Source organism: Sulfurimonas sp. HSL-3221, assembly GCF_021044585.1.
In the GTDB taxonomy this organism is placed as follows: Bacteria; Campylobacterota; Campylobacteria; order Campylobacterales; family Sulfurimonadaceae; genus Thiomicrolovo; species Thiomicrolovo sulfuroxydans.
Map to the genome: position 1 here is coordinate 2,413,145 of NZ_CP087998.1, position 19,403 is coordinate 2,432,547.

Here is a 19,403-nt window from a genome sequence, read left to right on the forward strand (position 1 = left end):
TGCTGGCCCAGTCCGACTACCACCGGACTATCATGGACATCGAACTCAACGGCGTGTTGCACGGGAACGTCATCCTGTTTCAGTCCACCGAGGGGCTTTGCCTCCCGATGGAGGCCTTCCCGGAGCTCTCAACCCCGTCGCTTCCCCAAAAAAACGTCCGCACGATTGACGGTGTCTCCTGTCTCGCCGTCGATACCCTTGAGGGTGGACATACCCGCCTAGACGAGCTGAGCATGCGTGCCCTTGTGACGCTCCCGACGCAGCTGCTCAAAACGCAGACCCTGTCCGGCGAGCATGAACAGCTTCCGGACGTCATGTCCTCAACGGGGTTCTATACGAACTACAATCTCTTTTATCAGCGCGAACCCGACACCTACAGCTACAGCAGCAGCGCCGACGCCCACCTCTTTTCCCCCTACGGGGTCCTGAGCAGCGGCTACTCCTATTTCGGCAGCGATACGGAGGAGAGAGGGGTACGCCTCGATACGCTTTATGTCCTGGACCTTCCCGAGACCATCCAGTCACTCCGGGTCGGCGACGTCATCGGTGCGCGCACGGAGTGGTCCGGCGGCCTCCGGATAGGCGGGATCCAGTTGGCACGGAACTTTTCAACACGCCCCGACATGCTGACGATGCCGCTGCCAAGCTACACCTCCTCGGCCACCCTCCCCTCCGCTGTCGACGCCTACGTCAACGGGAACAAGATCTTTCAAGAGAACGTCACGCCCGGTCCGTTTGAGATCACGGCCCTTCCGACGATCAACGGCCAGGGGGAGCTGACCGTCGTGCTCAAAGACATTACCGGGGTGCAGCGGAGTATGACCATCCCCTTCTACAGCGACACGAGGCTGCTGCGCAAAGGGCTGAGCGACTACGCCTTCGAAGCCGGATACCTACGCTACAACTACGGTATCAAAGATTTCGACTACCGCGACTTCGTCACCAGCGGAAGCTACCGCTTCGGAATGACGGACCGTCTGACGACGGAGGCGAACGCTCTGACCTTCAACGAACGGGCCGGCCGCATGGGAGCGGGTGCGAGCTATCTGCTCTTTGATGCGTTCACGCTAGACGCCGCGGTCGCCGCGTCGATCGACGAGGGCCAAAAAGGGTATTTGGCCAAAACCGGCATCAGCCGCCGCACGCAGCGCTACTCCTTCTCGGCACAGTCGCAATGGGCGACGGAGGCCTTTCTCCAGCCGGGCATTCTCGGGAATCCGCTCCGACAGCAGACCCTTCTGTTCGCCGGCTACAACACCCCCGCTTTGGGAAGTTTCTCCGCAAGCTATGTCTACCAGAAATACAGCGCCGAGCCCGCGTCGGAAACCGCGTCGCTCAGCTATTCGAAAACCCTCTATCGGCGCCTCTTTTTAAACCTGATGGTGTCGCATACGATCGCGCCCCATGCCGACACCAGCGGACAGCTCCTTTTAAGCCTGCCGCTGGGAGAGCGCACCACCCTCTCCAATACGGACTTCGTCTCCAAGGAGAGTTCGGAGGTCCGGGTAAGTCTGCAGCAGAACCCGCCGACGTCCGATGGGTTTGGCTATACCCTGAGCGCTGCGCGCAACACCGCCTACGAGCATCCGTGGTACGGGGAAGCGCGCGGCAGCTATCAAAACCGCTATGCGCGTTTCGGGGCCGGCGTCGCTTCGGTCAACAACAAAACAGCGTATAGGGCAAGTGCAGAGGGCTCTTTCTCCTACATGGAGGGGCATCTGCATTTCAACCGGTCAACCGACGCGGCATTCGGTGCGGTCAACGTGGGCAGTGTCAAAGGTGTCCGCGTCTATTACCGCAACCTTCTGGTCGGAGAGACCGACGAGGACGGTTACCTCTTCATCCCGTCGCTGCTGCCTTATCAGCGCAACAAAATCACCGTTGACCCCCGAGACATCCCCTTTGATTACAGCCTGGGCAGAAACGAGATCCACCTTACCCCCTATCTGCACAGCGGTGTCAGCTACGCTTTCGACGTCAAAAAAGTGGAGTCGGTCATCCTGCATCTCTTCCGCGCCGGGGGCAAGGCAGTTCCCGTCGGTTCCGAGTGGGTGCTTGACGACGGTGCGACAGGCATCGTCGGCCAGGCGGGTCTGATCTATTTTGAATCGCTTCCGAGGGGGGAGCACACGCTTCGCATCACAAGCGAACAGGAACCCTGCCGGCTGCGCTTCCGTTTTGACGGGGCCCTGCCAAATACGCTACTATCTAATCTTGGAGAATTCACATGCGACGAAGACAACTGAACCCGCTTGGACCCATCATCGCGGCCGCCCTCGTATTGACGACCTCTGCCGCGGCCGCCACCTGTTCCGTGAGCTCGACGGGATTGGCGTTCGGATCGTACAACCCCTTCGACCTCGCCAGCGTCACAACGACCGGGACGATCACGATACAGTGTACGACGCTCAAACTCAACGACCGCGTCCAGGCAACGCTGCTGCTCTCAACGGGCAGCAGCAACAGCTACAGCGCAAGAACGATGCAGAACGACGCCGCGGAGACCCTCGCCTACAATATCTATACGAGCAGTAACTATGCTTTGGTCTGGGGAGATGGAAATAGCGGTACGGAAGTCGTCAGCGACAAATTTTTCGCAAAACTTCTCGCACCCGCCACAAAAAATTACACCATGTACGCGCGCATTCCTGCCGGGCAGGATGCCGGTGTCGGCACGTACCAGGACGTCATTACCGTCACGGTCGAATATTAGCCTCAGGGATTCGGCAGGCGGATAACGGTGATCTCGGCGTTCAGGCGGGCACGGTTGAAATAGTCTTTGAGCGTCTGTTCCCGTGCATCGGCCATCATCTCCTCTTGCACCTGCATCTTCACCGTCTCAAACGGCTGCATGACCGGGAGACTTTTGTTGCGGATATAAAATGAAACGAACCCCCCTTTCGGGTCGGAAAGCATCGGTGTGTACGCGCCGATCTCCGTTTTGATCAGCAGGGCGGCGAGCTGAGGCTCGATCTTGGCATAAGGCAGTGAAGCCTCCTGCATCGTTACCTCGGGAAGCATCAGCATCGGGTTGTCCATCTTGCGCTTCAACGCCCCCTGCGCCGACGCGTGGTAGACCGTGACGTCAAAGGTTTCGGGGTGGGAGAATTTCTCCGAGTGCAGGCGGTAATATTCGCGCATCTCCTCGTCACCCGGCTCCTCCATATTCGCCATTGCGACGGCGCTGTAGAGCTTCTGGGTCAGCATCGACTGTTTGAGCTTCGCTTCGAAAGCACTGCGGCTGAGATGTTCACTCTTCCAGACCGCGTCAAAGAGCTGCGCCGTCGTCATGTTGTTCTGCCCTGCGATCTGCTTGATCCGCTCCTGCAGCTCCGTCTCGCTGACGCTGAGATCACGCTGCGCGATCTCCTGGCTTTCCAGCTTCTCACGGATCAAGGCATCGACGGCCTGTGCCTGCGTCATCCCGCCCTCCTGCATCTTCTGCGTGATGGCGTAGAGGGTGATCGGTTCCTCCTTGACGAGGATGGCGACACCGTCGACCATCCGTGCATATAACGCTACGGTAAAAAGTATGAAAAGCAGTACTGTTTTTTGCAAAGAGATCTCCTGATTGAAAGGCACCATTTTACCCGTTTTTGTTGAATGGACGCTCTTGGGGCTCTGATGTCGCTGCGGATGCCCCCTCTTCCCGCATCGCCCCGGCCGATCGCAAAAAGCCGTGAAAGCCCTCAAGGTTCCACGCTTTTCCTACCTCCAAACCGTAATGAGTTATAATGGCGCCAAAAAAAGGCTTGCTTACCATGGTTGTCACCCGCTTCGCCCCCAGTCCGACCGGATACCTGCATATCGGGGGGCTGCGTACCGCGCTCTTCTCCTGGCTCTGGGCCCGCCGCAACGGCGGGAAATTCGTTCTGCGCATCGAGGACACCGACCAAAGCCGCAACAACGAGGCTGCGGCCCAGGCGATCGTCGATGCTTTCGAATGGATCGGCCTCGAACATGACGGCGAGATCCTCTACCAGTCCCAGCGTATGGGTGTCTACCAGATGTATATCGAGCAGCTCCTCCAAGAGGGCAAGGCCTACAAATGCTACATGAGCAAAGAGGAACTTGACGCCCTGCGCGAAGCACAGCAAGCACGCAAGGAACGCCCTCGCTATGACGGACGATACCGCGACTTTACCGGCACACCGCCCGAAGGCGTCGATCCCGTCATCCGTATCAAGGCCCCGACGGAAGGGACTATCACCGTCTATGACGGCATCAAGGGCGAGGTTACCTTCAACGTCGACGACATCCTCGACGACTTCATCATCGCCCGCGCCGACGGATCGCCTACCTACAACTTCGTCGTCGCCGTCGACGACGCGCTCATGGGCATCAACGAGGTCATCCGCGGGGACGACCACTTCTCCAACACGCCGAAGCAGCTCATCGTCTACGAAGCCCTGGGCTTCAAAGCCCCCGCCTTCTACCATGTCCCGATGATCCACAACAGCGAAGGCAAGAAACTCTCCAAGCGCGACGGCGCAACGGACGTGATGGAGTACAAACGCCTCGGCTACCGGCCTGAAGCCCTGCTCAACTTCCTTGTGCGCCTTGGGTGGAGCCACGGCGACCAGGAGATCTTCTCTATGGAGGAGATGAAAAAACTCTTCGATCCGAATACGATCAACAAGTCGGCCTCCATCTACAACACCGAGAAACTCGACTGGCTCAACGCCCACTACATCAAGAACCTCGCCAACGATGCGCTGGCCCACGAGCTGCTCCCCTTCGGCGTCGATCTGAAGGCCCATGACAAAAAAGAGATCCTGCTCGACGCGCTCAAAGAGCGCGCCAAGACCCTGGTCGAACTCGCTGAAATGGTCAAAGAGGTCCTGACCGCACCGACGGCCTACGACGAGAAAGCCTTCAAGAAAGCGGTCAAGCCCGACTCGAAAGCCGTCCTGGAAGCCTTTGCCGCCAAAGTCGAAGCCACGTCCGAACTTCACCTCCCGACCGATTACCACGCCCTGATGGAAACGGTCGTTTCCGAGATGGAGATCGGCTTCGGCAAGATCGGGATGCCGCTGCGCCTGGCGCTGATGGGCAAACTCTCCGGCCCCGGTGTCGACACCATCATGGCGTCCATCGGCCGCGAAGAGACGCTCACCCGCATCGCCGGACTGACCGCCCAACTCAACTAAAGGGAGCTACCATGGCCACCCCTCTTACCAACGAAGAGGCCCTCGCCTACCACGCCGAACCCACCCCCGGCAAACTCGCCATCGGCGTGACGAAATCCTTTAAAAGCCAGCACGACCTCTCCCTGGCCTACACGCCCGGGGTCGCCGTCCCCTGTCTCGCCATCGAAAAGAATCCCGAGGATGCCTACCGCTATACGGCCAAGGCGAACCTGATCGGGGTCGTCTCCAACGGTACCGCGGTCCTCGGTCTGGGCGATATCGGCGCGCAGGCCTCCAAGCCTGTCATGGAGGGCAAAGCGGTCCTCTTCAAGAAGTTCAGCGACCTCGACGCCTTCGACATCGAAGTCGATACGAAGGATATCGAGCGCTTCTGCAGCGTCGTCGAGGCGATCGCCCCCACCTTCGGGGGGATCAACCTCGAGGATATCAAGGCGCCTGAGTGCTTTGAGATCGAAAAACGCCTTGCCGCCCGCCTCGACATCCCCGTGATGCACGACGACCAGCACGGGACCGCCGTCATCAGCGCCGCGGGCATCATGAACGCCTGCCGCCTGACGGGACGCGACATCAAAAGCCTGCGTATCGTCATCGTCGGGGCCGGGGCCGCCGCCATCAGCTGCGCCCGCCTCTACCGCTACCTGGGCGTGGAGAACATCATCCTGATCGACTCCAAGGGCGTCGTGCATACGGGACGCAGCGACCTCAATGTCTACAAAACGGAGTTCGCCATCAAAGTCCCCGTCAGCCAAAGCGACGCCTTCGACGGGGCCCACGTCGTCGTCGGCCTTTCGCGCCCGGGCACCTTCACCACCGAAGACGTCATGCGCATGGCCGAAAACCCGGTGGTCTTTACCCTCGCCAACCCTACCCCGGAGATCATGCCGGAGCTGGTCCGCGAGGCCCGTCCCGATGCCATCGTCGCCACCGGGCGCAGCGACTTTCCCAACCAGGTCAACAACGTCCTGGGCTTCCCCTTTATCTTCCGCGGGGCCGTCGACGTACGCGCCAAAGCGATCAATACGGAGATGAAGATCGCCGCCGCCGAGGCCCTGGCGCGCCTGGCCCGCACGGAGGTCCCCGCCTACCTGAACGAACTCTACGGCACCGAACTCGCCTTCGGCCGCGACTACCTCATCCCCAAACCCTTCGACAAACGCCTGATCGTCGAAATCTCCAGCGCCGTCGCCGCGGCGGCGATCCATACGGGCGTCGCCCGCGCGGCAGACTTCGATATCGAGGCCTACCGCAAGGCGCTCGCCGAGCGCATCTGCGTCGACTGCCAGCCCGAATAGGCGCTAGATCACCGAGGTCATCAGCAGATTGACCAGGAGGGTAACGTCCCGGAGCGAAGGCTTCGGATTCGCCTCCAGCGCCGTGATCGACTCGAGGATATCGGCGAACGCTTCCTGGTCGTTGGCCAGGAAATTCTCGAACGCCTCCATCGGCGGTTCGTTGATGCGCTGAAAGGCCAGAATCCGGTTCGTATAGTGGACGGCGATGTACTCCACGAACTGCAGCAGCTGCCGCCGCAGATTGAGATCCCGTTCGTCTTTGAGGTCAAACGCGTTGAGGATATTGATGATCCGCAGAATCGCGAAACGCTCGATGACAAGGTAGAAGAGCGTTGCGACGTCACTGAAAGAGTGTTTGCTCTGCTCTTTGGTAATGATGACCGCGACCGCGAAACGCAGATACTCCAGCACGTCGAAGAAGCGGTTGAAAGTATCGTCCCCTTCGATCAGCATCCGCGGCTGCTTCGGTTTGATCTTCGAGAGCATCTCGAAGAGCTCCTCTTTGTGCTCGATGAAGTGGAGGCTGTCGATCGATTCGACGTCGACGTACTTGACCATCCAGCGCGTGGCAAAATTGAGCACGTGCTCGATCTGGTCCAGCAGGGCGTACTGCTGGCGCACCGGCATCGTATAATCCGAACGGAAGATCGTGTGGCGGATGTCGTTCGCCCCGAAGAGGGCGTTGCAGATCAGGTAGGCGCGGATTTTCATCAGGAAACGCGCCTTCCCCAGCCGCCGGTAATCCCGCACGAAAGAGACGCCCTGGTCGTTGATCACCATATCGGCGATCATCGTCGCGATGATCTGAGGGCGCAGCGGGTGGTGGCGGATCTCCTCTTCATAGGCGCTGACAAAGGCCTTGGGGAAATATTTGTATAAAAAGCGCTGGGCGAACTGCTCATCGATCAGCGGCGTGTCGATGATCAGCTGCTTGATGAAAATCTTCGCGTAGGAGAGCAGCGAGCCGAGGATCGGACGTACGATCCCCCCGTCCTCCGCGGAGAGCACTTCGAAAATATTCTCTTTTTTCGGGATATAGAAGTCGCGGCGGTTGAAGACCGGGTTCTCCTCGGCGATCACGTCGATGGCCTCCTGGAAATCCTCCAGGTACATCCGGCTCAGCTGCTCGTCGCGCGAGATCGTCAGCGCCTGGCGGTAGCAGCTCCAGAGTACGCTGTTCTCCACCTGCTCGCTGTGGCGCCCGAGTACTTCCGCACGGCTCTGCTGGTCCAGCAGTCCTTTTCGGCTCAGCGACTCCAGCAGGATCTTGATATTGACCTCGTGGTCGGAGGTGTCGACCCCGCCGGCGTTGTCGATGCCGTCGAGGTTGATCTTCCCGCCGCCCAGGGCGTATTCGATGCGGGCGCGCTGGGTAAACCCGAGGTTCCCCCCTTCGCAGACGGCGAAACAGCGCAGCTGCGCGGCATTGACCCGCACCGATTCGTTCTGCTTGTCCCCCAGCTCCAGGTCGCTCTCCTCCGAGTGCTTCACGTAGGTACCGACCCCGCCGTTAAAGAGCAGATCGACTTTCATGCACAGCAGCGCCCGGGCCAGCTCCTCCCCGCTCATGTAGCGTGCCTGGGTCTGGAGCATCCGCCGGATCTCGTCGCTGAGCGCGATCGCCTTCTCGCTGCGTTCCCAGACCCCGCCGCCGCTGGAGATCAGCTCCTTCTTGTATGCCCCCCAGCTGCCGTCTTTGGCGGCAAAGAGCCGCTTACGCTCCTCGAACGCCTCCTGCGGCGAGGGGTTGGGGTCGACGAAAATCTCCCGGTGGGAGATCGCGCCGAGCAGTTTGAACGCCCGGGAAAGCAGCACCCCGTTCCCGAAAACATCGCCGTTCATCGACCCGATGCCGACGACGCTGATGGGATCGTTATAGAGGTCGATGCCGCGTTCAAGGAAGAAGCGCTGCGTCGAACGCATCGCCCCTTTGGCCGTGATGCCGATCGCTTTGTGGTCGTATCCGTTGCTCCCTCCGCTGGCAAAGGCGTCCCCGAGCCAGAAACCCCGTTTCAATGCGATGGCATTGGCCGTGTCGCTCATCGCCGCCGTCCCCTTGTCCGCCGCGACGACGAAGTAGCTGTCCTCCCCGTCATAGGCCACGATACGCTCGTCATGCACAGTCTCGCCCTCTTCAACGTTATCGACCAGGTCCAGCAGGTTCTCGATAAAGGCGCTGTAAATATCCGTGAAGAGCACCTTCGTGATCTCGCTGCGCGGCTTGTCAATGACGAAGCCGCCTTTCGCCCCGTCGGGGATAATAATAGCGTTTTTGCCCTCCTGGGTCACCATCAAGGAGCGCACCTCGGTGCGGTAGTCGTCGTAGCGCTCGCTCCAGCGCAGCCCCCCGCGGCTGATCCTGCCCATGCGCAGGTGCAGGCCCCTGAAATCCTTGTGGTAGACGAAGGCTTCGATGCGCGGCTGGATCCCGCGCAGGTGTTCGGCGAACTTCGTCATATCGAGCTTGAACGCGATCGCCTCGCGCTCCAGGTAGTAGTTGGTCCTGCTCATGGCGCCGAGCATCGCGAAAAGCAGTTTAAGGATCCGGTCGTCCATAATGTCGGGGACCGCCTTGATCGCCTCCGCGACGATCCCCTCTATTTCCGTACTTTTCTGGGTCCGCGTTTTGACCTCCGGGTTGAAGCGCGCGGCAAAATAGTGCAGCAGCATGGCCGACAGTTCATCGTGCCGGGTCACCGTATGCAAAATCGTGTCAAAGTTGATCGACGGCACCGCCTGGTTGATGTACTCGATAAAGGCCCGCAGCAGCGTCACCTGGCGCAGGCTCAGGTTCTGCTTGTAGACCAGTGAATAGATCCGGCAGCTGCTGAACGTCCGCCCCAGCAGCGAATCGGTGATGACCGACTCGATATTCGTTTTGGCCCGGGCGAAGGCCTCCGTATCGTCCACCTGAAGATTGAAGCGGCAGATGTGGACCGCCTTTCCGTCCGGTTCGACCGTATAGGTCACTTCATCCACCACCACGAAGGCGAAGTCATGCAGGATCGGCGTAATGTCGGAGAGCAGCAGCTGCTCCCGGGAATAGAGCCGGACGGCGGCCTTCCCTTCGGCAAGCGTGATCTGGGTGACGATGGGCGTCTGCCGCAGCGCCGTCAGCAGCTCCTCACCGATCTCCAGGTCCTGGGGATTTAGCAGCTGCGAACAGACCGCGCCGAGCTGGCTTTCCGGGCTCATATTAACTCCTTGAAATAGATGTCGACTCCTCCGGTGCCGCTGCCGGACGCCCGAAATGGTACCCCTGCCCGTACCCGACTCCCATCCTGCGCAGCACGGCGATGGTCTCCTCGTTCTCGACGAATTCCGCGACGATCTCGAATCCGAGCTGCTTAGCGAAACGGACGATGGTCCTGACGGTACGCTGGGTCATCTCGTCGTCGACGACCTTCGTGATCAGTGAACCGTCGATCTTCAGGATATCGATATCCAGCTCCATCAGGTAGGCAAAGTTGGAGTACCCGATGCCAAAATCGTCGATGGCGATCCGGCAGCCGTAGGCCTTGACCTGCTTGATGAACGTCTTGACCGCTTCAAGGTCGTCAAGCTCTTCGCTCTCCAGCAGTTCGATATCCAGGCGGCCGGCGCGCTCTTTATAGGTCTCCAGCAATGAGAGCAGCATGGAGACCATCTTTTCATCAGCCAGGTCGCGCATCCCGAGGTTGATGGAGAAGCGGGTATCGTACCCCTCCATCGCCTCGAAGACCTTATGGACCATCACTTCGGTGATCCGGCGGTAGTAGGGGGTCTGCATCGCCGTTTCCAAGAAGGCCGCCGGGCCGCTGACGCTGCCGTCGCTCCCCACCATCCGCACCAGGGCTTCATACTTGGCAACCTCGCCGCTTTGCAGCTGCACGATGGGTTGAAACCACGGTACGATGGCATCGCGGTCGAGGGCTCTTTTGAGCTCATGGGCCGTGGCGATGTTCCTGGCTGCCTGTTCTTTAAGGTGCAGCTCCTCCGAGAAAAACAGCACACCCTCGCTGTGGCGTGCTTTGTCGTACTTGAGGATCAGGTCCGCATTCTCCAGCAGCGGCGCTACGCCGTTAACCGCGACGGAAACGGTCAGGTAGACCTCGATATCGTCCACGAAAAAGGTGTAGCCTTCGATGCTTTTTTTCAGCATACGGCCCATCTGCCGCGCGCGATCGGCATCTATTCCCTGGAGCACTACGCCGAATTCATCCCCTCCAAGACGGAAGTAGTAGGGGTGGAACGGCTCCAAAACCGGCTGGCGGATCAGCAGGGCGATCTCCTTGAGAATCGCATTGCCGGCAGCGCTGCCGTAAAAATCGTTGACGTGCTTGAAGCGGTCCAGGTTGAGCAGCAGAAGGTAAGGCGCTTCGAACTGCTCCTGGAGCTGTTCGAAACGGCTGCGGCTGAGCAGCTCGGTCAGCTGGTCATGACTGATCGCATGGCGCAGCTCCCCCTCGAGTTCCCGCAAACGGCGGTTCTCGTTCCCGGCGCGGATCAGCAGGCCCATGACCAGGACCAGGGCCGTCAGGAAGAGCGCTGCCAGAATGACAACGAAACGGTCGAGCATCTCGTAATCCCGTTTCGCCTCGTCAAGGAAGTTCGTCTCCAGCTCCACGATCCGCTGATCGAGGTTGAAGGTCTCGATCCGGTTCACGTTCTGCACAAATCCCGGATAGTTTGCGGCGATGTAATGCACGTGAAGCATGAAACTTCGGATCAGGGCCGCCTGCGCCTTTGACATGCCTGAGAGCTCGCCCAGCGGTTCCACCTCCCGGTTCAGGTCATGCAGGAATGTCGCATCAAAAAGGATCCGGGCCTGGGAGACCTCCGCGATGACGGAGAGGATCCGGGCATAGGTCATGGGATCGTTTTCGAACATCTTCACCTTGTCCGCCGAAAGCGATGTGATGTAGACGAAGGAGTTCTTGATCCCCGCATTGAGCATCATAAAATCGTCGAGCATCGACTCGTACCGGTTCAACGCTTCGCCGAGGCGCACCAGGGAGCGGTGGCTCCGCCTGTAGGCACTGCGCTCAAGAAACGCATTCTTCCGCAGCGCCTCGTATTCATCCTTCAGCGTATTAAGATCGCCCGTGATTTCGTCCTGGTTGGAGTAGGCAAAGAGCGAACTGCGCAGAATCTCGTAATTGAGGCGGTGGTAGTTACGGTCGATCGTATGGAAATGGCCGCGGACCTCCCGGAAGTTGTACTCGACATGGCGCTGCGACAGGTAAAAATAGAGCAGGAGCGAAAACGACCCCACCCCGGCCGCCAGTGCCAGGAAGGGCTTCCAGCCGATCTGCCGGAGCCGTGCGCTCATCGGAGCACTTCCGGACGCTCGCCGGTCAGCGTTTTGAGGAACGCCACGATTGCCCGGACGTCCTTGTCGCTCAATTCGACCCCCAGGTTATGGTAGCTCATCTTCTGGACTGCGTCGGTCAGGGTCTTGGAGGAAGCGTCGTGGAAATAGGGTGCCGTCAGGGCGATGTTGCGCAGGGTCGGGACCTTGTAGACATTCATATGGCGGCGTTTATTCGTCACGGCATGCAGGTCCGGTGCCGCTTCGTCGTGCTCATAGGGGACAAAAAGGCCCATCTTCTGGAAGGAGTTCCCCCCGATGTTGACCCCGTTATGGCAGGTAATGCAGCCGTAAGCCTTGAACCGCTGGTACCCCTCCAGCTCCAGCGGGGAAAGGGTTGTTTCCCCCCGCAAAAAGCGGTCGAAAGGGCTGTCGGGCGTCACCAGCGCCTTTTCAAACTCCACGATCGCCTCGATCGCCTGCTCATAGGTGATCTCTCCTTCGCCGTAAACGGCGGCAAAGGCTTTGACATAATCGGGATCCGCATTGAGGCGCTGCGCAATCATGGTGCTCTGCATCCCCATCTCGACGGGGTTGTGGATCGGGCCACTGGCCTGCTCCATGAGCGACGCCGCGCGACCGTTCCAGAACTGCTTGAAGTTGTAGCGGGCGTTATACACGGTCGGTGACTGGACGCTGCCCGTTTTCCCCCCGACCCCGATGGAGACCGGGCGGGGATCCGCACCGCCGTAATCGAAACTGTGGCAGGTGGCGCAGGCCACCGTCTTGTCGCTGGAGAGCAGGGTATCGCTGAAGAGCTGCCGTCCCAGGGCCGCCTTGGCGTGATCGTACACCACACTCCTGGGCAGAGGCTTAATGGGTTCCTGCCCCATCGCGAGGGACGAAAAGGCCGATAATACGATCGCTGCGAGCCAATATTTCATTAGATCGAGTATAGCATAAGCGCGCCCCGCTTTTTCAAACGGAAAGCGCGATCAGCGCGCCTGCTCGGCGAGGCGCCAGAAAAGGCGGAGGCTGCGGAGGGAACGGTGGTCCATACGGTAGTGGATCCCCTCCAGGTAAGCGAGGATATCCTGCGGCCGGACACCGGTACGCGCGGCAGCGCGTTTGAGCAGGTACTGCGGGATCTTCTGGGGACGGCGGGCAAATGCATCGGCGAGCCGCCGCATCTGTTTTTCGTTCGCCTGGTACGACAACAGTCCGAAAACAAAAGGGAGACCGTAGCGCTTGTGCCACTCTTCGGCCAGGTCCAGCGCCTCGACCCCCTCCAGGTAGGCCCGCAATGCGGGATCGCCGATGATGACCCTCCCCTCAAGCCCCAGTACCCTGGTCAGGGCGTTGGAGGTCTCCGAGGCCGTATCTGTCTGGGGGCTTTCGGAGGGGATCAACAGGACGCTCTGCACGGGGCCGTCGGCGATGATCCCGAGGTTCAGATGTTTTTGCCCCTTGGCCCGGATACTGGAGATGAACGCGGCATCGATCTTGCGCGCCCGGTAGGCACGGTTGATAGCAGAGGGCACGTTCGCCCCGTGACGCAGCATCATCTGCGACTGCGATGAACGCAGGTAACGCTTCATAAAGACGTGAAACGGCAGCAGATTCAGATATTCGATCCGGCCAAAACGCATAGTCCCTCCTGAAATAAAGCTAACAATTATACGGCGCCTCCTCTGAAATAACCCGTCCTCAACTCCGCTTTGTTATAATCACGGACTTGTTTTCATAAGGATTACCACTATGGTTCGTATCGAATTCCTTGGGCCGATCAACAAACCGGCCATCGAAATGGAAGCCGCCACCCTCGCCGACGTCGCCAAGGCCCTGCGCGAGGACGCCGAACTCGCCCCCTGGCTGGAGAACAGCGCCGTCGCCGTCAACGACACCCTCGTTGCCGGCCTCGAGACGCCACTGAAATCCGGGGACAAAGTCTCCCTGCTTCCGCCGGTCTGCGGAGGCTGAGGCGTGCTGGAACTCTTTGACGGGGCACTCGACGTGCCCGCACTGCTGACACGCTGGTACGAAGAGGAGGCGCAGAGCAACTACGGCGCCTACATCCCCTTTGTCGGGACCGTTCGCGACGAGAACGGCATCGAGGGGCTGAGCTTCGACATCTACGAACCTATTCTCAACAGCTGGTTCGATGCCTGGCAGGAAAAAGCCGCCGAACGGGGCGCCGTCGTGAAGATGGCCCACAGCCGCGGCGACGTTCTCCTGCACGAATCCTCCTACATTGCCGCCGTCTTCTCCCCGAAACGCCGCGTCGCGCTGGAGATGATCGAGGCGTTCGTCGAGGATTTCAAAGCCAGCGCCCCCATCTGGAAGTATGACCTCGTAAACGGTGAACGCGTCTACGCCGACGACCGCTCCACGGCGATCAAAGGCAGCGGGCTGCTGGCCGGGGGTGAGTCATGAGTTTCCTCTCCTATACCGAATCCGTCGACCGCCTGCTCTCCCTCGACACCGGCCGCGTCCGCGTCGAGAAGGTCGCCCTGCCCGACGCGCTCGGGCGCATTCTTGCCGAACATATCGTCGCCGACGAGGACTACCCGCGCCACCCGACGGCTTCCATGGACGGCTATGCCATCGTGGCCGCCGACCAGAGTCAAGGGACGATCGCCCTCTCCCGCACCGACAACCCCGCGGGCAGTGACGGCCGCGAAGCCGTCCGCAGCGGCATTGCCCTCAAGACTTTCACGGGCGCCAAGATGCCCGAGGGTGCCGACACCCTCATCCCCATCGAGAACGTCACGGTCGACAACGGCGCCATCCGTATCGATACCCCCGTGCGCGAAGGGTTCAGCGTCCGTCCCGTCGGCGAGAGCTACTTTGAAGGCGAGATCCTCATCCCCGCCGGCACGGCCATCGGCTATGCCGAGATCGGGGTGATGGCGGGACTGAACCGCGTCATGATCCCCGTCGCCCGCCGCCCCCGCGTCGGCGTCCTCTCCACCGGCAGCGAGATCCTCGACCTGGGCGAACGCGAACGCACCGATTCGCAGATCCGCAGCTCCAACAACTATACCCTCGCCGCCCTCGCCCAGAGCGCCGGCGCGGAAGTCGTTCAGCTCGGTACCGCCGAGGATGACCGGCAGAACATTACGGCCGCCTTCGAGAACGCGCTCGCGTGCAGCGACATCGTCGTCAGTACGGGCGGGGTCAGCGTCGGTGACTACGACTTCGTCAAGGACGTCGTTCCGGCCCTGGGCGCCACCGTTATCTTCAAAGGGGTACGGATGAAACCGGGGCAGCACGTCATGGTCGCCCAGCGCGGCAACCAGTTTATCCTGGCCCTGCCCGGCTTCGCATACTCTTCGACGGTCACCTTCATTCTCTATGCCCTGCCGCTCATCCGCAGGATGCTCGGGCGCGACCCCGGCCACGCCGTCGTCGAGGCGACCCTGGCCGAGCCTTTCAACAAGCGCTCAAACAAAAGCGAATTCACGACCTGCAACCTCCGCCTGAGCGACGGGCGCTACCTCGTCGATTTCGAAGAGAAAAAGGCCGCCTCCTCCGCGGTGCTGACCAATATGCTGGACAACGCCGCCCTGATGATCACCGACGAGAGCGACGGCCCGCTGGACGCGGGAACCGTCGTGCGCGTCATCCGGCTCGACCGGTTGTAACGATGGGAGAGAAGATGCAGCTCGTACTTGCCACCTCCAACAAGGGGAAGATCCGTGAGATCGCCCAGCTCTGCGACAGCTTCGAGGTCGTCGCCTTCAGCGACCTCGTCGACCTCGGCGAGATTGTCGAGGACGGCGACACCTTCGCCGCCAACGCGCTGATCAAGGCGCGCACCGTCTATAACGCCCTGAACGACCCCGACGCCATCGTCCTCTCCGACGACAGCGGCATCAGCGTCGCAGCCTTGGACAACGCCCCGGGCATCTACAGCGCCCGCTATGCCGGCAAAGGCGCGACGGACAAGGACAACCTCAACAAGCTCGTCGAGGCCCTCAAGGCCAAAGGCCTCACCGAGTCCCCCGCCTTCTACACCGCCGCCATCAGCATCGTCTGCCGCGAAGGCGAATACACCGTCCACGGCTGGATGCACGGGAAAGTCATCGACACCCCCCGCGGCGACGGCGGCTTCGGCTACGACCCGATGTTCATCCCCCAGGGTTACGAACAGACCCTCGGCGAACTGGACGGCGAGATCAAGAAGCGCATCTCCCACCGCTCCAAGGCACTCGGCCTCGCCAAGGTCGTCCTAGCCACCATCCGCAAGGCGCGCCACTAGCGCCTGCCTAAACATCCCAGCCTTAACGACATTTCAGTTATAATCTCTCTATGAAACAAAACTATATTCCCGTAGCACGCGAGGTGCTCGCAATCGAGGCCGACACCCTGAAAACGGCCTCGGAAGCCCTTGATGAGAGCATCAACCTCGCCGTCGACCTTATCCTCGGAACCCGCGGCAAACTGATCGTGACGGGGGTAGGTAAATCGGGCCTGATCGGCGCCAAGATCGCCGCCACGATGGCCTCGACGGGAACCCCGAGCTTCTTCCTCCACCCCACCGAAGCCCTGCACGGCGACCTGGGGATGATCGGCAAGGAGGATGCCGTCCTTGCCATCAGCTACAGCGGCGAAAGCGAGGAGCTCAGCTCCATCCTGCCGCACATCAAGCGGTTCGACATTCCGCTCATCGGCCTGACGCGCAGCGCCGCATCGACGCTGGGGCGCTACAGCGACGTGCTCGTGCCCATCCGCGTCGAACGCGAAGCCTGCCCCCTCGGCGTCGCCCCGACGAGTTCGACGACCCTGACCCTCGCCGTCGGCGACGCCCTGGCCGTCTGCCTGATGAAAGCCCGGGACTTCCAAAAAGAGGATTTCGCCTCCTTCCACCCCGGCGGCAGTCTCGGCCGGAAACTCTTCGTCAAGGTCGCGGACGTCATGCGCAAGGAGCAGCTGCCCGTCACCGACGAGAACACCCCGCTCAAAGAGGCCATCGTCACGATGAGCGAGGGGCGTCTGGGCGCCGTGCTGCTGACCGGCAGCGAGGGCACGCTGCGCGGTCTGCTGACCGACGGGGACCTCCGCCGCGCCCTGATGCGCCCCGGCTTTGACATCAATGCGGCGGCAAAAACCTATGCCACCCCCGAACCGCGGACTGTCAGAGAGAGCGAAATGCTCGCCAGCGATGCCCTGGTGCTGATGGAAGAGAAGAAGATCCAGCTGCTCATCGTCACCGATGCGGCCGGCCACATCCACGGCGTGCTTCACCTGCACGACCTCGTCGAAAAGGGGATCGCATGACGCGCCTTAACAAATTTATCTCCCACCACTCCACCTATTCCCGCCGCGAGGCCGACCGTGCCATCCAGGATGGGTATGTCCGCATCAACGGCGAGATCGTCACCAACCCGGCCACCCAGGTCGACGAAAAGAACGACGAGGTCTATATCAGCGGGAAAAAAGTCAGTACCGTCGAGAAGATGACCGTCATCGTCTACAACAAGCCCCGCGGTGAACTCGTCACCAAAAAAGACCCCCAGGGGCGCCGTACCATCTACGACACCCTGGAGAAACCTTATAAACACTTCATTCCCGTCGGGCGGCTTGACTACGCCACCGAAGGGCTGCTGCTGCTCACCGACAGCCCCCGCGTCGCTTCCGTGCTGATGCACTCCGCGCTGGAACGTGTCTACAAGGTCAAGATCAAAGGGCCCGTGACCGAAGCAATGGAGGAGGCGATGCGGGAGGGAATGCACCTCGAGGACGCCTCGGCAGGGGGCCATGGTAAAAGTGACATCGAAGCGATGACCTTCGCCCCCTTTTACGCCTTCCAGGTGCAGAAGAACCGCCACGACTACTCCATCCTCAAGATCGCCATCGGGGAGGGGAAAAACCGCGAGATACGCCGCTTCTTCGCCCACTTCGGCGCCGAAGTCGCCGACCTGAAGCGCCTCTCCTACGGGGGGGTCGAGCTCAACAACCTGCCAACGGGGAAAACACGCTTTCTTTCGCGCAGCGAGTATGCCAGCCTGCGCGACTTCATCAAAGAAGAGGAGAAGAAACAGTGAAAACATTGACACTCACGACCAAAAGCAAAACGGAGATCACCGATATCACCGACGAGATCAGAGAGGCGGTCATCACTTCGGGGGTCAAGGAGGGGATCTGCGTCGTCTTCACCCCCCATACGACCACGGGCGTGATGCTCTCCGAAAACGTCGACCCGCGGCTGCAGCGCGACCTGCTGGGATCGCTCGCGCGGATCGCCCCCGACAATGTCCGCTACGCCCACGGCGGCGGCAATGCGGCGGCGCATATCAAGTCCGCGCGTACCGGCGTCAGCATCACCATTCCCGTCGTCGGCGGCCGCCCGCTGCTGGGCGAATGGCAGGGCGTGCTCTTCGCCGAATTCGACGGTCCGCGCGAGGCGCGCGAAGTCATGATCAAGATCATCGCCGGCTAGGAATGGACTTCACCGCGCTGCTCCGCCCCGACTCCTTCGACGCCCTGCTGGGACAGCCGCACCTGAGCGCCCCCGACGCGCCGCTGCGGACCCTCTGCGAAAAAAACGCGCTGGGCCACACCTTCTTTTACGGCCCCCCCGGTACGGGGAAGACCTCGATCGCCCGCATCATCGCCAAGGTGATGGACCTCCCCTTTTATGAATTCAACGCGACCTCGCTGAAGATCGAGCAGCTGCGCAAGATCTTCGACCAGTACAAAAACGCGCTGACAAGACCGCTCCTCTTCATCGACGAGGTGCACCGCCTGGCCAAGAACCAGCAGGAGGTTCTGCTGCCCGTTATGGAGACTAACAGCGTGTTAGTCATCGGTGCGTCCACGGAAAACCCCTACTTCTCGCTGACGGCGGCGATGCGCTCGCGCTCGATGCTGTTTGAGCTGAAACCCGTGGACGAAACGGCGATGGGAACGATTCTGGAGAAGGCGGTGGTACAGTCGGAGTGTACGATCGACGAGGCGGCCCGCGACTACCTGATCCGCACCAGCGGCGGAGATGCCCGGGCGATGCTGAAACTGCTGGAGTTCGCCCTGGCGATCCGCAACGATGTCGACCGCGACCTTCTGCAGAGCCTGCGCCCGGCCGCCCAGAGCCGGGGCAGCGCCGAAGCGACGGAGCACTACGACCTCGCCTCGGCGCTGATCAAGTCGATCCGCGGTTCCGACCCCGATGCGGCCGTCTACTACCTCGCACGCCTTATCGAGGGGGGCGAACCGCCCGAGTTCATCGCCCGCCGCCTCGTCATCCTTGCCAGCGAGGACGTCGGCAACGCCAACCCCCAGGCATTGACGCTCTGCACCTCCGCGATGACCTCTGTCAAACAGATTGGCTACCCCGAAGCGCGGATCATCCTTGCCCAGGCCGTCATCTACCTTTGCGCCTCCCCCAAGTCCAACAGCGCCTACAATGCGATCAACACGGCGCAGCAGGCGATCAGGGACGGCGTCCTGCTTGATCCCCCGCCGACGATCAAACAGTTCAACGAACACTACCGGTACCCCCATGACTACGGCGGCTGGGTCGCGCAGGAGTATCTCACAGAACCGCTGCACTTTGTCGATTTCAAGCCCATCGGCTATGAGCAGAAAATGGGGGAGTGGCTGCGCAAAATCCGCGGGGATGACGCACCAGCTTAAACGAACAATAAACCCCCCTGTTGTACCTAAAGTAAA

The 19,403-nt window shown here is 60.8% G+C and carries 17 protein-coding genes; 12 read left to right on the forward strand and 5 right to left on the reverse strand.

All coding sequences use genetic code 11. The features are described from left to right. Positions 1 to 32 precede the first annotated feature (32 nt). Both LOH54_RS12355 and LOH54_RS12360 read left to right on the forward strand, forming a co-directional pair. A complete protein-coding gene (locus tag LOH54_RS12355) occupies positions 33 to 2,246 on the forward strand; it encodes a fimbria/pilus outer membrane usher protein (protein WP_231019408.1) in 2,214 nt (737 codons plus the stop codon). Then, the gene (locus tag LOH54_RS12360; protein WP_231019410.1) at positions 2,228 to 2,713 is read left to right on the forward strand and encodes a Csu type fimbrial protein; all 486 of its coding nucleotides are present in this window, start codon (positions 2,228 to 2,230) and stop codon (positions 2,711 to 2,713) included. The genes LOH54_RS12355 and LOH54_RS12360 overlap by 19 nt, the downstream gene beginning before the upstream one ends. Before the next feature lie 2 nt (positions 2,714 to 2,715). On the opposite strand, the gene LOH54_RS12365 is transcribed toward LOH54_RS12360, so the two are convergent. Continuing rightward, a complete protein-coding gene (locus LOH54_RS12365) occupies positions 2,716 to 3,558 on the reverse strand; it encodes a peptidylprolyl isomerase (RefSeq protein WP_231019411.1) in 843 nt (280 codons plus the stop codon). Positions 3,559 to 3,761: 203 nt separating this feature from the next. On the opposite strand from LOH54_RS12365, the gene gltX reads away from it, so the two are divergent. After that, positions 3,762 to 5,150 (forward strand): glutamate--tRNA ligase, encoded by a 1,389-nt coding sequence (gene gltX, locus LOH54_RS12370; protein WP_231019412.1) that lies wholly within the window; start codon positions 3,762 to 3,764, stop codon positions 5,148 to 5,150. Positions 5,151 to 5,161: 11 nt separating this feature from the next. Next, positions 5,162 to 6,442 (forward strand): malic enzyme-like NAD(P)-binding protein, encoded by a 1,281-nt coding sequence (locus LOH54_RS12375; protein ID WP_231019413.1) that lies wholly within the window; start codon positions 5,162 to 5,164, stop codon positions 6,440 to 6,442. Positions 6,443 to 6,445: 3 nt separating this feature from the next. On the opposite strand, the gene LOH54_RS12380 is transcribed toward LOH54_RS12375, so the two are convergent. The 4 genes from LOH54_RS12380 to LOH54_RS12395 are packed head-to-tail and all read right to left on the reverse strand — an operon-like array spanning position 6,446 to position 13,381. Further along, complete coding sequence (locus LOH54_RS12380; RefSeq protein WP_231019414.1) at positions 6,446 to 9,637, reverse strand: NAD-glutamate dehydrogenase domain-containing protein; 3,192 nt, start codon at positions 9,635 to 9,637, stop codon at positions 6,446 to 6,448. A 1-nt stretch (position 9,638) separates the two neighbouring features. Beyond that, entirely contained in the window at positions 9,639 to 11,753 is a 2,115-nt protein-coding gene (locus LOH54_RS12385) for an EAL domain-containing protein (RefSeq protein ID WP_231019415.1), read from the reverse strand. After that, positions 11,750 to 12,676 (reverse strand): cytochrome-c peroxidase, encoded by a 927-nt coding sequence (locus tag LOH54_RS12390; protein WP_231019416.1) that lies wholly within the window; start codon positions 12,674 to 12,676, stop codon positions 11,750 to 11,752. The genes LOH54_RS12385 and LOH54_RS12390 overlap by 4 nt, the downstream gene beginning before the upstream one ends. Positions 12,677 to 12,727: 51 nt before the next feature. Continuing rightward, positions 12,728 to 13,381 carry an MqnA/MqnD/SBP family protein gene (locus LOH54_RS12395; protein WP_231019417.1) on the reverse strand — a complete coding sequence of 218 codons (654 nt, stop codon included), beginning with the start codon at positions 13,379 to 13,381 and terminating at the stop codon, positions 12,728 to 12,730. 109 nt (positions 13,382 to 13,490) lie between these two features. On the opposite strand from LOH54_RS12395, the gene LOH54_RS12400 reads away from it, so the two are divergent. Genes LOH54_RS12400 through LOH54_RS12435 form a run of 8 tightly spaced genes read left to right on the forward strand, consistent with a single transcriptional unit; the run spans position 13,491 to position 19,367 of the window. Next, positions 13,491 to 13,712, forward strand: coding sequence for a MoaD/ThiS family protein (locus tag LOH54_RS12400; RefSeq protein WP_231019418.1), 222 nt, complete (start codon positions 13,491 to 13,493; stop codon positions 13,710 to 13,712). A gap of 3 nt (positions 13,713 to 13,715) precedes the next feature. Further along, on the forward strand, positions 13,716 to 14,165 hold the full coding sequence (locus tag LOH54_RS12405; RefSeq protein WP_231019420.1) for a molybdopterin synthase catalytic subunit: 450 nt from the start codon (positions 13,716 to 13,718) through the stop codon (positions 14,163 to 14,165). Continuing rightward, positions 14,162 to 15,376 carry a molybdopterin molybdotransferase MoeA gene (locus LOH54_RS12410; protein ID WP_231019422.1) on the forward strand — a complete coding sequence of 405 codons (1,215 nt, stop codon included), beginning with the start codon at positions 14,162 to 14,164 and terminating at the stop codon, positions 15,374 to 15,376. The genes LOH54_RS12405 and LOH54_RS12410 overlap by 4 nt, the downstream gene beginning before the upstream one ends. 14 nt (positions 15,377 to 15,390) lie before the next feature. Then, complete coding sequence (gene rdgB / locus LOH54_RS12415) at positions 15,391 to 15,993, forward strand: RdgB/HAM1 family non-canonical purine NTP pyrophosphatase (protein ID WP_231019423.1); 603 nt, start codon at positions 15,391 to 15,393, stop codon at positions 15,991 to 15,993. Positions 15,994 to 16,043: 50 nt separating this feature from the next. Continuing rightward, a complete protein-coding gene (locus tag LOH54_RS12420) occupies positions 16,044 to 17,012 on the forward strand; it encodes a KpsF/GutQ family sugar-phosphate isomerase (protein ID WP_231019424.1) in 969 nt (322 codons plus the stop codon). Continuing rightward, complete coding sequence (locus tag LOH54_RS12425; RefSeq protein ID WP_231019425.1) at positions 17,009 to 17,779, forward strand: pseudouridine synthase; 771 nt, start codon at positions 17,009 to 17,011, stop codon at positions 17,777 to 17,779. The genes LOH54_RS12420 and LOH54_RS12425 overlap by 4 nt, the downstream gene beginning before the upstream one ends. Next, positions 17,776 to 18,174 (forward strand): secondary thiamine-phosphate synthase enzyme YjbQ, encoded by a 399-nt coding sequence (locus LOH54_RS12430; RefSeq protein ID WP_231019426.1) that lies wholly within the window; start codon positions 17,776 to 17,778, stop codon positions 18,172 to 18,174. Before LOH54_RS12425 ends, LOH54_RS12430 begins: the two co-directional genes overlap by 4 nt. 2 nt (positions 18,175 to 18,176) lie before the next feature. Continuing rightward, positions 18,177 to 19,367, forward strand: coding sequence for a replication-associated recombination protein A (locus LOH54_RS12435; RefSeq protein ID WP_231019427.1), 1,191 nt, complete (start codon positions 18,177 to 18,179; stop codon positions 19,365 to 19,367). Positions 19,368 to 19,403: the final 36 nt, after the last annotated feature.